Annotated in this window: 14 protein-coding genes; 12 read left to right on the forward strand and 2 right to left on the reverse strand. The window is 72.1% G+C overall.

The features are described 5' to 3' along the window. Positions 1-22 precede the first annotated feature (22 nt). Genes ACIWQI_RS06330 through ACIWQI_RS06355 form a run of 6 tightly spaced genes read left to right on the forward strand, consistent with a single transcriptional unit; the run spans position 23 to position 6,482 of the window. Positions 23-1,873 carry a PEP-utilizing enzyme gene (locus tag ACIWQI_RS06330; RefSeq protein ID WP_396656289.1) on the forward strand — a complete coding sequence of 617 codons (1,851 nt, stop codon included), beginning with the start codon at positions 23-25 and terminating at the stop codon, positions 1,871-1,873. A gap of 18 nt (positions 1,874-1,891) precedes the next feature. Further along, positions 1,892-2,668 carry an SDR family NAD(P)-dependent oxidoreductase gene (locus ACIWQI_RS06335; RefSeq protein WP_396656290.1) on the forward strand — a complete coding sequence of 259 codons (777 nt, stop codon included), beginning with the start codon at positions 1,892-1,894 and terminating at the stop codon, positions 2,666-2,668. Positions 2,669-2,700: 32 nt separating this feature from the next. Then, entirely contained in the window at positions 2,701-3,021 is a 321-nt protein-coding gene (locus ACIWQI_RS06340) for a 2Fe-2S iron-sulfur cluster-binding protein (RefSeq protein ID WP_396656291.1), read from the forward strand. A gap of 1 nt (position 3,022) precedes the next feature. After that, positions 3,023-4,309 (forward strand): NAD(P)/FAD-dependent oxidoreductase, encoded by a 1,287-nt coding sequence (locus ACIWQI_RS06345; protein WP_396656292.1) that lies wholly within the window; start codon positions 3,023-3,025, stop codon positions 4,307-4,309. A 9-nt stretch (positions 4,310-4,318) separates the two neighbouring features. After that, positions 4,319-4,963, forward strand: a complete 645-nt coding sequence (locus ACIWQI_RS06350; RefSeq protein ID WP_396656293.1) for an HD domain-containing protein — start codon at positions 4,319-4,321, stop codon at positions 4,961-4,963. Between the two features lie 13 nt (positions 4,964-4,976). After that, the gene (locus tag ACIWQI_RS06355; protein ID WP_396656294.1) at positions 4,977-6,482 is read left to right on the forward strand and encodes an aldehyde dehydrogenase family protein; all 1,506 of its coding nucleotides are present in this window, start codon (positions 4,977-4,979) and stop codon (positions 6,480-6,482) included. Between the two features lie 11 nt (positions 6,483-6,493). Here the strand turns inward: ACIWQI_RS06355 and ACIWQI_RS06360 are convergent, their stop codons facing one another. Beyond that, positions 6,494-7,894 (reverse strand): MFS transporter, encoded by a 1,401-nt coding sequence (locus tag ACIWQI_RS06360; protein ID WP_396656334.1) that lies wholly within the window; start codon positions 7,892-7,894, stop codon positions 6,494-6,496. A gap of 98 nt (positions 7,895-7,992) precedes the next feature. On the opposite strand from ACIWQI_RS06360, the gene ACIWQI_RS06365 reads away from it, so the two are divergent. The 5 genes from ACIWQI_RS06365 (at position 7,993) to ACIWQI_RS06385 (ending at position 11,648) form a co-directional block, all read left to right on the forward strand. Next, entirely contained in the window at positions 7,993-8,730 is a 738-nt protein-coding gene (locus ACIWQI_RS06365; RefSeq protein WP_396656295.1) for a GNAT family N-acetyltransferase, read from the forward strand. Positions 8,731-8,772: 42 nt separating this feature from the next. Then, positions 8,773-9,153, forward strand: a complete 381-nt coding sequence (locus ACIWQI_RS06370) for a hypothetical protein (protein WP_396656296.1) — start codon at positions 8,773-8,775, stop codon at positions 9,151-9,153. A 99-nt stretch (positions 9,154-9,252) separates the two neighbouring features. Continuing rightward, positions 9,253-9,411 carry a hypothetical protein gene (locus ACIWQI_RS06375; RefSeq protein WP_396656297.1) on the forward strand — a complete coding sequence of 53 codons (159 nt, stop codon included), beginning with the start codon at positions 9,253-9,255 and terminating at the stop codon, positions 9,409-9,411. A 25-nt stretch (positions 9,412-9,436) separates the two neighbouring features. Next, positions 9,437-10,297, forward strand: a complete 861-nt coding sequence (locus ACIWQI_RS06380) for a hypothetical protein (protein WP_396656298.1) — start codon at positions 9,437-9,439, stop codon at positions 10,295-10,297. A 22-nt stretch (positions 10,298-10,319) separates the two neighbouring features. Next, the gene (locus ACIWQI_RS06385; protein ID WP_396656299.1) at positions 10,320-11,648 is read left to right on the forward strand and encodes an alpha-hydroxy-acid oxidizing protein; all 1,329 of its coding nucleotides are present in this window, start codon (positions 10,320-10,322) and stop codon (positions 11,646-11,648) included. Between the two features lie 13 nt (positions 11,649-11,661). On the opposite strand, the gene ACIWQI_RS06390 is transcribed toward ACIWQI_RS06385, so the two are convergent. Continuing rightward, positions 11,662-12,252 carry a class I SAM-dependent methyltransferase gene (locus ACIWQI_RS06390; RefSeq protein WP_396656300.1) on the reverse strand — a complete coding sequence of 197 codons (591 nt, stop codon included), beginning with the start codon at positions 12,250-12,252 and terminating at the stop codon, positions 11,662-11,664. A 146-nt stretch (positions 12,253-12,398) separates the two neighbouring features. On the opposite strand from ACIWQI_RS06390, the gene ACIWQI_RS06395 reads away from it, so the two are divergent. Further along, a complete protein-coding gene (locus tag ACIWQI_RS06395) occupies positions 12,399-13,787 on the forward strand; it encodes a glycine--tRNA ligase (protein ID WP_396656301.1) in 1,389 nt (462 codons plus the stop codon). Positions 13,788-13,808 lie beyond the last annotated feature (21 nt).

Raw genomic sequence — 13,808 nt, forward strand, 5'->3', positions numbered from 1 at the left:
CCGAACCGAAGGAAGGACAGCCATGTCAGAGTCGACAGTTGTCGAAGCACCCCCCGCCCAGGCGCAGCGCCGCAGCTTCCCGAGTCCCTACGAGCAGCCCGCCCCGGCGGGTGCCGAGGGGTGGAAGGACCTCTACGCCTACAACCTCGTGTTCCAGGACGGCCTGCGGGAGGTCGAGGAGGCGAAGTTCTGGTTCTGCGACAGCCAGCACTGGCCCACCGTCGTCAAGCCGTTCGAGACGATCGGGTTCGAGTTCGCCGTGGGCTGCCTCGGGCAGTACAACTCGCGCCAGCTGCTGATCCCCACCGCCAACGGCATCGACTACCGCATCCACAACGGCTACGTGTTCATGTCGCCGGTGGCGGTGGACCCGGCCCACATCGAGGCGCGCGTGCCGCAGTTCCTGCAGCGCGCCGGCCACTACTTCGAGAACTGGCAGAGCCTGCTCGAGAACTGGCACGGCAAGCTGCGCAGCACCATCGCAGAGCTCGAGGCCCTCGAGTTCTCGGCGCTGCCCGAGGTGATCGACCTCGACGACGTGCTCTCCGGCAAGGGCACGGGTCCCGGCACCGAGCTGCTGGCCGCGTACGACAGCCTCATCGCGCTCGCCTATCGCGCGTGGCAGTACCACTTCGAGTTCCTGAACCTCGGGTACGTCGCGTACCTCGACCTGTTCATGTTCTGCAAGGAGGTCTTCCCGCGCATCCCCGACCAGGCCATCGCCACGATGGTGCAGGGCGTCGACATGGAGCTGTTCCGCCCCGACGACGAGCTGAAGGGCCTCGCCAAGATCGCCGTGCGCGACGGGCTGACCGACCTCTTCGGCGACACGTCGGATGCCGCCGGCACGCTCGCCGCGATCGCCGCCCACCCCGCCGGTGCCGCGTTCCTGCAGGCCTGGGAGGCTGCGCAGGATCCGTGGTTCAACTTCACCACGGGCAACGGCTTCTACGCCCACGACGAGTACTGGCGCGACGTGCCGGCGATCCCGCTGGCCTTCGTCAAGAACTACATCGAGGCGCTGCAGGCGGGACAGGACATCGACCGGCATGTCGACGACCTGGTCGCCGAGCGCGACCGCATCACCGAGGAGTACGCCGAACTGCTCTCCGGCGACGCGCTGGACACCTTCCGCGGGAAGCTGGGGCTCGCACGCACGGTCTACCCCTACGTCGAGAACCACAACTTCTACATCGAGCACTGGACCATGGGCGTGTTCTGGCGCAAGGCCCGGCAGCTCTCGCGCGTGTTCCAGGCGCAGGGGTTCTGGCCCGACGCGGACGGCATGTTCTACCTGCGGCGCGACGAGGTGCGCGAAGCCCTCTTCGACTACATCAACGCGTGGATGGTGGGTGCCCCCGCCATCGGCCCGAGCTACTGGCCCGCTGAGGTCGAGCGCCGCCGCGGCATCGTGGCCGCGCTGGAGACAGCCCGCCCGCAACCGGCGCTGAACGCCCCGCCCGAGGTCATCACCGAGCCGTTCACGCTCATGCTGTGGGGGATCACCGACGACCAGATCGCCAACTGGCTCGGCACCGGAGACGTGCCCGCCGGCACGCTCAAGGGCATGGCGGCCTCGCCGGGGGTCGCCGAGGGCCCCGCGCGCGTCATCTCCAGCGCCGATCAGCTCGCCGAGGTGCAGGACGGCGAGATCCTCGTCGCACCGGTCACCGCACCCAGCTGGGGGCCGATCTTCGGCAAGATCCGCGCGACGGTCACCGACATCGGCGGCATGATGAGCCACGCCGCGATCGTGTGCCGCGAGTACGGGATGCCCGCCGTCACCGGCACCGGCACCGCATCGGTCGACATCCGCACCGGCCAGCGCCTGCGCGTCGACGGCAACAGCGGCACCGTCGTCATCCTCGACTGAGCCGCGGGAGCCGCAGCCATGGAGCACACCGATCACCCCGGCCCCGGCACGGGCTCCCGCCGCACGGTCATCGTGACCGGCGCGGCGGGAGGCCTGGGGCGCGCCTTCGCGGAGGCGTTCGCCCGGCAGGGCGACCTCGTGGTGGTCGCCGACATCGACGAGGCGGGTGCGCAGCGCACGGCATCCGACCTCGTGGATGCCGGACTGCGCTCCGTGGGGGCGGGCGTCGACGTCACGCGGGCCGACTCGGCGGCGGCGCTGGCCGCCCTGGCCGCGCAGGCCGGCGACGGCCGGATCGACGTCGTCGTCAACAACGCCGCGGTCTATGCCACCCTGACGCGGTCGCCGTTCCAGGACATCGAGGAGGGCGAGTGGGACCGCGTCATGGGGGTGAACCTCAAGGGGCCGTGGCAGGTCACGCGTGCCTGCGCCCCGCTGCTGACAGGCGACGCGCGGATCGTGAACATCTCGTCGGCGACGGTCCTGAGCGGCTCGGCGCAGTGGGCGCACTACGTGGCCAGCAAGGCGGGTCTCATCGGGCTCACGCGGGTGCTCGCGAACGAGCTCGGGCCCCGCGGAGTCACCGTCAACGCCGTGGCGCCCGGCTTCACGCTCACCGACGCCAGCCACGGCCTCATCGCGGATGCGGAATCGTATGGCGTCTCGCGCAGCGCGCTGGGCCGCCCCATCCGTCCCGACGACATCGTGGGCACCGTGCTGTTCCTCGCATCGCCTGCCGCCGGGTTCATCACCGGCCAGACAGTCGTCGTCGACGGCGGCCGCCAATTCCTCTGACACCCAGAACCCGAACAGACAGGAGCACGACAGTGAGCACGGTCGTCTACACCGCCCACGACGGCGTCGTCACCTCGATCGACGGCCGCCCGGGCGATTCGATCATGGAGACCGCCGTCCGCAACGGCGTGCGCGGAATCGTGGGCGAGTGCGGCGGGAGCCTCTCCTGCGCGACCTGCCACGTCTTCGTCGCCTCCGAGACCTTCGAGCTCGTCGGAGGCCCGGGCGACCTCGAGGACGAGATGCTCGACGGCACCGCCGTCGACCGGCAGCACAACTCACGACTGTCGTGCCAGATCAAGCTGCAGGACGGCTGCGAGTACCACGTCACCATGCCGAGCGAGCAGGTCTGACATGCAGGGGACGCTCATCGTCGGCGCCTGCCAGGCGGGCGTGCAGATCGCCGCCACCATGCGCGACCTCGGCGACTGCGATCCCATCGTCATCGTCGGCGAGGAGTCGCACCGCCCGTACCAGCGCCCGCCGCTGTCCAAGGGTTGGCTGAAGGGTGAGCTCGAGCCCGATGACGTCGTGCTGCGCACGCGGCAGTGGTTCGACGAGCGCGGCATCACACTGGTCTCCGGCGACCGCGTGGTCACCATCGGCCGGGAGCCCGACGGCTCGGGGGTCGCGCAGACCCTCGGCGGTCGCAGCATCCCCTTCGCGCGCCTCGCGCTGGCCACCGGTGCCTCCGTGCGCCGCCTGCCCCTGCCGGGCACCGACTACCGCGGCGTCCACTACCTGCGTGACGCCGACGACGCCATCGCGCTCGGGCCCGCGCTGGCCGAGGAGCGCGTGCAGCGCGTCGTCGTCATCGGCGGCGGCTTCATCGGCCTGGAGGCGGCGTCCGCCGCGCGCCAGCTCGGCAAGGACGTCACCGTCGTCGAAGGCACCGACCGTCTCATCGGCCGGGCGGTCTCAGAGCAGACCAGCGCCTTCTACCTCGACGCGCACCGCCGGCGCGGGACCCGCGTCGTGCTGGGCGCGCGCATCACGGGCATCGTGGGCGAGGACGCCTCGGCGGCCGGGCGACGCGGCAGCGTGGAGGGCGTCGAGCTCGCGGACGGCACCGTGCTCCCGGCCGACCTCGTCGTGATCGGCGTCGGCGTCGTCCCGCGGGTGGAGCTGGCCGTGCAGCTCGGGCTCGAGGTGAACGGCGGCATCGTCGTCGACGAGCGCTGCCTCGCCTCGGACGGGCGGACCGTCGCCGCGGGCGACTGCACGATCATGCCCAACCCGTATCCGCTCGGACGCGGCGAGCCGGTGCGCATCGAAAGCGTGAACAACGCGCTCGAACAGGCCAAGGTCGCCGCGGCGACTCTGCTCGGGCAGGAGGCGTCGTACGCCACCGTGCCGTGGTTCTGGTCCGACCAGGCCGATCTGAAGCTGCAGATCGCGGGCCTGTCGACCGGCTTCGACGATGTCGTCGTCCGCGGCTCGGCCGAGGCGGAGAAGTTCACGGTGCTCTACTACCGGGAGGGCCGGCTCATCGCCGCCGACTGCGTCAACCAGCCCGCCGAGTTCCTGCAGATCAAGCAGGCGCTCGCGAAGGGGCGCACCATCCCGCCCGAGGCGGCCGCCGACACGTCGGTTCCGCTCAAGCAGTCCATCGTCGACGCGGCTGTGCCCGTCGCAACGTGAGGTGAGGCCATGACCCTGCAGACCGCACTGCCCGTCGACACGTCGCCGATCACGGCGGATGAAGCCGACACCGATCTCGACCCGCTCTGGCGCGCGATCGTCGCCGAATCGCGGGCGCGCTCCAACGACATCCATCTGCCCATCTCGTTCGCCTATGCGGAACGGCTGTGCGACGCCTATCCCGAGGCCGACGCCCTGGTCGTGCGGGTCGCCATCCTGCTGCACGACACCGGGTGGGCACGCGTGGACCAGTCGCGCATCCTCGCCGAAGGATTCACCGGGGACTGGCGCCGCGCCGACGTGCGATACGAGCACGAGCGGCACGGCTGCGACATCGCCCGCGAGGTGCTTCCCGGCCTCGGCTACGACGAGGCGTTCGTGGAGCGGGTCACCGAGATCATCGACGGCCACGACACGCGCCTCGAGTCGAAGTCCCTCGAGGACTCGCTCGTTCGCGACGCCGACCGGCTGTGGCGGTTCACGCCCACCGGAATCGCGCTGGCATCCGGCTGGTTCGGGCTCACACCCGCCGAGTACTGCCGCCGGCTGCGGGTGCAGATCGTGCCGGAGCTGCTCACCGCGGCGGCCGTGCAGATGGCCGAGGCGGAACTGGCGCGCTCCGAGGCCCTGCTGAAGACGGAGCAGCTGACATGAGAGGTGTGGACCGGTGAGCACGGTGTCCGCCACGACCTTCGCCGACGCGCACGAGGATGCCGCGGCGGGGCTGCCCTACCGGCACGTCGACGACCTGTTTATCGACGGCGACTATCGTCGCGCCGACGGGGAGGGCCGGATCGACGTCACGGATCCGGCGACCGGGACGGTGTGGGCGCGGGTTCCGGTCGCCTCCGCGGGCGACATCGACCACGCCGTCGCCGCGGCGCGGCGCGCGCTCCCGGGCTGGAGCGGACGCTCGCCGTCGGAGCGGGCGCAGCTCATGGAGGCGATGGCGGACGCGGTGGAGCGGCGCAGCGACGCGCTCGCGGTGACGAACAGCCTCGAGAACGGGTCGCCGATCGCCGAGACGCGCCGCGCCGCCTCGAACGCCGCCGGCATCCTCCGCTATTTCGCCTCCTTGGCCCCGTACCTGGAACGCGAGGATGTGCGCGTCGCGCCCCTCGACCCCACCGTGGAGACCTCGGTCCACCGCGACCCGATCGGCGTGTGCGCGCTCATCGCGCCGTGGAACTTCCCCATCAACCTCGTGGTCATCAAGCTCGCCCCGGCGCTCATCGCGGGCTGCCCGGTGGTGATCAAGCCCGCCTCGCCGACGCCGCTGTCGATCCGGTTCATCGTCGACGCGGCGGCGGAAGCCGGCATCCCGCCCGGGGTCGTGAACCTCGTCACCGGTGACGGCGCCGTCGGCGAGCGGCTCGTGCGGCACCCCGGGGTGGACAAGGTCGCCTTCACCGGCTCGACGCCCGTGGGCCGGCGCATCGCCGCCGCCTGCGGCGAGCTGCTGCGGCCGGTGACCCTCGAACTGGGCGGCAAGTCGTCGGCGATCGTCCTGCCCGACGCCGACCTGGATGCGATGGGCTCGGTGCTGATCCGCAGCTGCCTGCGCAACACCGGCCAGACGTGCTACATCGCCACCCGCCTCATCGCGACCCCCGAGCGCTACGACGAGGTCGTGGCGCTGGCGGCGGCGACGGTCTCGGGCGCCGTGCTCGGCGACCCGCTCGACGAGCGCACGGTCTTCGGGCCGGTCGCGACGGCCGCGCAGCGCGACATCGTGCGCGGCTTCATCGACTCGGGGCTCGCCGAGGGCGCCCGCCCCGTCGCGGGCGGCGACGTGCCGCCGCCCTTCGCGCGGGGGTCGTGGGTCGTGCCCACGGTGTTCGCCGATGTCGAGCCGGGCATGCGCATCGCGCGCGAGGAGATCTTCGGTCCGGTGCTGACGGTGATCCCCGCCCGCGACGTCGACGACGCCGTCGGGATCGCCAACGCGACGGAGTTCGGCCTGGGCGGCATCGTGTTCGGGGCTGATCCGGACCGCGCCTTCGAGGTCGCCCGGCGGGTGGACACCGGTTCGATCGGCCTCGGGTTCTTCGCCTCGAACCACGCCGCACCGTTCGGCGGACGCCACGACTCCGGGCTCGGCGTCGAGTACGGCATCGAGGGGCTGAACGCCTACCTCACGCCCCAGTCGGTGCATCGCCGCCGGTCGGTCTGAGCCCGGCGCCGTCACTCCGGCAGCGACGGGTGCTGCTCGTGGGGGTCGCGCCCGCGCGGGATGAACAGCCCCACCACCAGCGCGAGGAGCGCGGCCGCGCCGCCCACCAGGAACGACACCTGGTAGGCCGTCGCGGTGGGCACCGGCCTCCCGTCGAAATCCGCGACGTACGTGGCGAGCACGGCTCCGATCACGGCGGCCGCCGTGCTGGTGCCCAGGGAGCGGAACAGCGCGTTCAGCCCGTTCGAGGCACCCGTCTCCGACTGCGGGACCGAGCGCATGATCAGCATCGGCATCGCGGCGTAGCCGAAGCCGATGCCGACGCCGATGAGGATGTTGGCGACCAGGATCTGCCACACCTCCGCCGCGAAGACGAGAGTGAACGCATACGCCACGATCAGTGCGCCCGAACCCAGCAGCAGCAGCGGCTTGGGCCCGACGGTGCGGGCCATCCGCCCGGAGACCGGCGAGAGCAGCATCATCACCAGGCCCGATGGCATCACGATCAGGCTCGCGCCCAGCAGGGTCAGCCCGAAGCCGCCGGTCTCGACGGGCAGCTCGAGCATCTGCGGGTAGACGACGTTCGAGGCGAACAGCGCGAAGCCCATCCCCACCGAGGCGACGTTCGTCAGCAGCACGGGCCTGCGGACGGCGACCCGCAGATCCAGCAGCGGCACCGGGGTGCGCAGCTCGTACCAGCCCCACAGGACGAGGACCAGGATGCCGCCGATTCCGCACGCCAGCACGGGGATCGAGCCCCATCCCCACTCGTTGCCGCGCGAGATCGCGAGCAGCACCCCGATGAGGCCGGCCGACAGCCCCGCCGCGCCGAGGTAGTCGAACCGGCCGCCGCTGCGCAGCACGCTCACGGGAACGACCCACAGCACCATGACGAAGACCACGGCGCCCAGGCCCGCCGACACCCAGAACAGCAGGTGCCAGTCGCTGTGCTCGGTGATGAGAGCGCTGACCGGCAATCCCAGCGCGCCCCCGACCCCGAGGGTGGCGCTGATGAGCGCGATGGCGGAGTCGACGCGGCGCTCGTGCATGACGTCACGCAGGATCGAGATGCCGAGCGGGACGACTCCGGTCACCGCTCCCTGCAGGGCGCGCCCGATGATGAGCCCGACGATGCCCTGCGACACGGCCGAGATCACCGACCCGACCACCAGCACCGCCAGCAGGGCCAGCACGACGCGGCGCTTGCCGTACATGTCGCCCAGACGCCCGGAGATGGGCGTGATGACCGCTGCCGCGAGGAGCGTGGCCGTGACCACCCAGGCCGTGTCCTCGCGGCTTGCGTTCAGCAGTTCGGGAAGCTTCGCCTGGATCGGCACGACGAGCGTGTACATGAACGACGAGGCGAGGCCGGCCACGGCGAGGACGGCGACGATGGCGCCCTGCGGGGGGATCCGGGTGAGGCGGCGGCGCGCATCCTCATCCCTTGAACCCACCGGACAAGGCTATCGGGGCGCGAGGGGGTCGCCGTGCACGGCGCTATCGTGAGTCCATGGAGGAGCTGCCCCCCGACGCGCTGTCCGAGGCCGAGACACCGCCCGGGGTCGAGATCCGCGAGCTCGACACCGTCGCCGAGGTGTTCCGCGCCTCGGCCGTGCTGGCCGAGGTGTGGGGCGGCGATCGCAGCGGCATGCCGCCGAACCTGCTGCGCGCCCTCGCGCACGCCGGCAACTATGCGGTGGGCCTCTACGACCAGGAGCGGATGGTCGGAGCATCCGTCGCCTTCTTCGGCCCGCCCGGCACCCGCTCCATGCACTCGCACATCACCGGCCTGCTGCCGGGGCTGCAGAGCCGCGGACTCGGGCGGCTGCTCAAGCGCCACCAGCGCGAGTGGGCGCTGCGTCGCGACGTCGGCCACATCACCTGGACGTTCGACCCCCTCGTCGCGCGCAACGCGCATTTCAACCTGCAGATCATCGGCGCCCGCGTCACCGAGTACCTCGTGAACCAGTACGGGCCGATGGACGACGGAGTCAACCGCGGTGACGAGTCCGACCGGCTCATGGTGTCGTGGGCGCTCGCCGCACCGCCGGCGCGGACGCCGTCCGCCGATCGCGTCGTCGCGGCGGTGGCGATTCCGCACGACATCCAGGCGCTGCGCGACGCCGACCCCGCCGCGGCGGCGGACTGGCGTCTTCGGGTGCGCGACGGGTTCCTCCGGCACCTGGACGACGGGCTCGTCGTAGGCGGGTTCGATGCGCCCCGCGGGTACCTGTTCGTGCGCCGCTGACACACGGCGCCCCGCGCTCGGCATCCGCGATAGCGTGCTCGGATGATCCCCGCTGACTGGACGCCGCACCGCCGCCCCGACGACCGCGAGCACATCGGGTGGATCCGCCCCGAGGGCGACCGCTGGGTGGCCGTCGATCTGCTCGGGCGCGAGGCATCCGGCCCGCTCGACTGGCTCGAGGCGGAGGAGGCCCTCGAGGCGGTCGGCCTGAGATGGCTGGCCGACGTGTGGACCCTGGAGACGGATGCCGGGGCCCTCCGCGTGCGCATCGTCGAGGTGACCCCCGCGCGCGTCCTCGTGATGACCGACGACTTCGGCGCGATCGACGTGCCGACCACCGAGTACGAGCTGCCGTGGCCGGCCCCGGCGACGCTGCGCCCGCGCCGGCCGGGCGATCCGGACGGGACCGAGCTGTTCGGCTGACGTATCACCCCGCGGGCCCGCCCCTCCTGCTCTCTGACGGTGCCAGCGCACACGTCCTGGAACGCGCACCTGCTCATCTTGAGCGGGGGAGGAGGAGACATGCACGCGCACTTCGAGGCGATCGCCGGGGCCCTGCCGTCCCGCCGCCGCACCCGACGGGTGCCGCGGCGCCTGCGCCCTCGGGTGAGCCGCTCGACCTATGTCCCGGTCCACGACGCGAGCCTGCCGGCCCCGCGCGGACTGGGCGCTGCGGCCTGAACCTGCGCCCGCGTACCCTGGGCGCATGCACGGCGCCGCACGCCGCTCGGCCGCGCTGCTCGCGCTCGCCGCGGCGGCGCTGACCGGGTGCGCCCCCTCGGCGGAATCGGCCGCGCTTCCCGCGGGGGTGACCGTCTCGATCGAGCAGCTGCGCTCGGATGTCGCCACGCGGCAGGCTGAGCTGCGCATCCGCAACGACAGCGCGCAGACCCTGCTGATCGAATCGGTCAGCGTCGCCGATCCGCGCTTCGACGGTCCCGCCGAGCGGGTGCTCGATCGCACCTCGACCGTCGCCGCCGGGGCGACCGTCGACATCCGCGTGCGGCTGCCGCCGATGGCCTGCCCGGGCCCGCACGAGGCGACCGCGACCGCCACGATCGACTACGCGATCGACGGCGTCGAGGGGACCGCGACGGCGCCGCTTCGCGACACCCTCTCGTTCCTGCCGCCGCTGCACGAACGCGAATGCCGCGCCGCCGCGCTCGCCCGGGCGGCCGATGTCGCGTTCACGGGGTTCGACGAGACGGATGCCGGCACTCCCGGCGAGCTCGAGCTCACCGTCGCGCCGGCCGGAGCGGGTTCGGTCGAGTTCACCGGCATCCACGCGACCAATCTGCTGCGCCCTGTCCTGCCCGGCGAGTCGGCCGGCGTGTGGCCGCTGGACGTCGCCGTCGGGCCGGCCGACACCGAACCCGTCGTGGTGCGCATCCCCATCGAGCCGCTGCGCTGCGACGCGCACGCGGTCATGGAGGACAAGCGCGGCACGGTGTTCCGGCTGGAGGCGGTGATCGACGGCGAAGCCGGCCAGGTGGAGCTCGCCGCGGGCGACCCCCTGCGCGGACGGCTGCTGGCCTGGGTGGCGCACTGGTGCGGGTTCGCGCCGTGACCGGGGGCCTAGGCTGACGCGTATGGCAGAGGGCACCGTGGCACCCAGCGACCCGGCCGCGTCCTCCCGCGGCGCGGGCAGGAGCGCACAGTCCGACATCTATCGCGCCGGCATCAGCGGACAGCGTCCGCGGGTCCCCGTCGACCCGGCCGCGCTCGAGGCGGCGGCGCGCAGAGCGCTCAGCCGCGAGGCGTTCGCGTACATCGCGGGCGGCGCCGGGGCCGAACGCACGGTCGCCGCCAACCGCGCCGCCTTCGAGCGGTGGCAGGTGTGGCCTCGGCCGCTGCGCGACGTGTCGAGCCGCGACCTGTCCACCGACTTCCTCGGCAGCCGTCGGGCGACGCCGCTGCTGCTGGCCCCGCTCGGGGTGATGGAGCTCGCCCATGCGGAGGCGGATCTCGCGGTCGCCCGGGCCGCGGCATCCCTCGGCATCCCGTACACGCTCTCCAACCAGGCGTCCTTCTCCCTCGAGGAGACCGCGACGGCCGCGCCGGACGGAGCGCGGCTGTTCCAGCTGTACTGGTCGGCCTCCGACGAGCTGAACGCCTCGCTGCTGCAGCGGGCCGAGGCATCCGGCTGCGAGGCGATCGTCGTCACGCTCGACACGCATCTGCTCGGCTGGCGCACCCGCGACCTCGATCTCGCGTACCTGCCGTTCACGCGCGGGCTCGGGCTCGCGCAGTACACGAGCGATCCGGTGTTCCGGCAGCTGGTCCGCGAACGTGCGCGAGCGGGGGACGAAGGGGATGCCGCGAAGGTCCGGATGACGCCGAAGACCGTCGCGGCGGGCATCTCCATCGCACGCAAGGGCGCGCCGCTCACCGGCGCCGGCCTGCGCGAGAGCCTGCGCTCGCCGCTGCCGCGGGCGGCCGTGGAGACGTTCCTCGACGTGTTCTCGACGCCGGCGCTCACCTGGGACGACCTGGTGAAGGCGCGCGACTGGACGAGCCTGCCGATCATCCTGAAGGGCATCGTGCATCCCGACGACGCCGTGCGCGCGCTCGACGCCGGCATGGACGGGGTCTGGATCTCGAACCACGGCGGCCGCCAGATCGACGAGTCCGTGCCGACGCTCGCGGTGCTGCCCGAGATCGCCGACCGGCTCGCCGGGCGACTGCCGATCATCTTCGATTCGGGGGTGCGCGGGGGTGCGGATGCCTTCATCGCCCTGGCCCTCGGGGCCACCGCCGTCGCGATCGGCCGGCCGTACGCCTACGGCCTCGGCATCGCCGGGGAGGACGGCGTGCGCGAGGTCCTGCGCAACATCGTCGCCGAGCTCGACATCACGCTGGCGCTGTCGGGACACACCGCGGTCGGCGAGCTCGGACGCGACGCGCTGCGGGCGGTGTGACGGCCCGGGAGCGTCACGCCGGAGCGCTGCCCTCGTACAGCATCGTCGGCACCGGCGGCAGCGGCCGGTCGCGCACCCGCGCCCGCCGCACCTCGACCGCGGTGAACCCCGCCTGCTCGAGAGCGGGCACGGGGTCGCGATCCTGGTGGCAGCCCCCGCACCAGCGCACGGTGAACGGCGTGGCCGCTCGCTGCAGGCCGCGCAGGGCTGCACTGTGCGGGGCGAGCACGTGCTCGACCAGCAGCAGGCGACCGCCGGGGACGAGCACGCGACGCGCCTCGGCGAGCGCAGCGTCGACGTCCTGCACGGAGCAGAGCACATAGGTCGCCACGACCGTGTCGACGGATGCCGGAGGCAGCGGCAGCTCTTCGGCGCGGGCGTCCAGCGGCTCCGCCTCGTGCCCCCACTCGCGGGCGCGCAGGGTCAGCTCCGCCCGCCGCCCGGCGTCCGGCTCCAGGCCCTGCCAGCGCACGTCCGGCGCGAAGGCACCGAAGTTCTCGCCGTGGCCGGCCCCCAGCTCGAGCACCCGTCCCCGGGCGCGGCCCAGCAGTTCGCGCTCGAGGTCGTCCATCGTGTCGTCGTCGATCAGGGGTGCTTTCGACATGGCTCCAGTCTGCGCCTCCGGCGCGCAGACCGCTGGGCCCGATCCCCGGGCACGGTCCGGGCGAGGTGGCCGCAGGCACGCTCGGTAGGATCGGGATGCCGCCTTCGCGGCGTCACAACGCATCTGCATCCGAAATTGGAGCCGCCGTGGCCGACCAGTCCCGCCTCGACAAAGTCATCACCCTCGCCCGCCATCGCGGGTTCGTGTTCCAGGCGGGGGAGATCTACGGCGGATCGCGCTCGGCGTGGGACTACGGCCCCCTCGGCACCGAGCTCAAGGAGAACATCCGCCGGCAATGGTGGCAGACCTTCGTGCGCGGTCGCGGCGACATGGTGGGGCTGGACTCGTCGGTGATCCTGCCGAAGCGGGTGTGGGAGGCATCCGGTCACGTCGCCACCTTCACCGACCCGCTCGTCGAGTGCCTGCAGTGCCACAAGCGCTTCCGCGCCGACAACCTCATCGAGGACTACGAGGCGCGCAAGGGCCGCAAGGCCGAGCAGGGCCTGGCCGAGGTGCCGTGCCCGAACTGCGGCACCAAGGGCCGGTACACCGAGCCGAAGGCGTTCTCGGGCCTGATGAAGACCTACCTGGGCGTCGTCGACGACGAGTCCGGACTGCATTACCTGCGCCCCGAGACCGCGCAGGGCATCTTCATCAACTTCGCCAACGTCGTCACCGCCTCTCGCAAGAGGCCGCCGTTCGGCGTCGGCCAGGTCGGCAAGGCGTTCCGCAACGAGATCACCCCCGGGAACTTCATCTTCCGCACCCGCGAGTTCGAGCAGATGGAGATCGAGTACTTCGTTCCGCCGGCGGAGGCCGACGAGTGGTTCCGGCACTGGGTGGATGCCTCGTGGAACTGGTTCACCGATCTCGGCATCGAGCCGGCCAACATGCGCCAGTACGACGTCCCCAAGGACGAGCGCGCGCACTACTCGTCCGCGACGATCGACGTGGAGTACCGGTTCGGCTTCCCCGGCAAGGAGTGGGGCGAGCTCATGGGCATCGCCAACCGCACCGACTACGACCTGCACAGCCACACCGAGGCATCCGGCCAGTCGCTGACCTACTTCGACCAGGCGTCGGGCGAGAAGTACATCCCGTTCGTCATCGAGCCGTCGTTCGGCCTCACCCGGGCGATGATGGCGTTCCTCGTCGACGCGTACCACGAGGAGGAGGCGCCCAACGCGAAGGGCGGCACGGACCTTCGCACCGTGCTCCGGCTCGACCCGCGCCTGGCCCCGGTCAAGGTCGCGGTGCTGCCGCTGTCGCGCAACGAGCGGCTGTCGCCGCTCGCGCGCGAGCTCGCCGCCGACGTGCGGGCGCACGGGTGGAACACCGACTTCGACGACGCCGGTGCCATCGGCCGCCGCTATCGGCGCCAGGACGAGATCGGCACGCCGTACTGCGTCACGGTCGACTTCGACTCGCTCGACGACCGCGCCGTCACCGTGCGCGACCGCGACACCATGGGGCAGGAGCGCGTGCCGGTGGCGGAGCTCGACGCCTACCTCGGCGAGCGGCTCAAGGGCGCCTGACGCGGCTCCGGTCGAGAGCTC

Source organism: Microbacterium sp. (assembly GCF_044508325.1).
Lineage (GTDB): Bacteria > Actinomycetota > Actinomycetes > Actinomycetales > Microbacteriaceae > Microbacterium.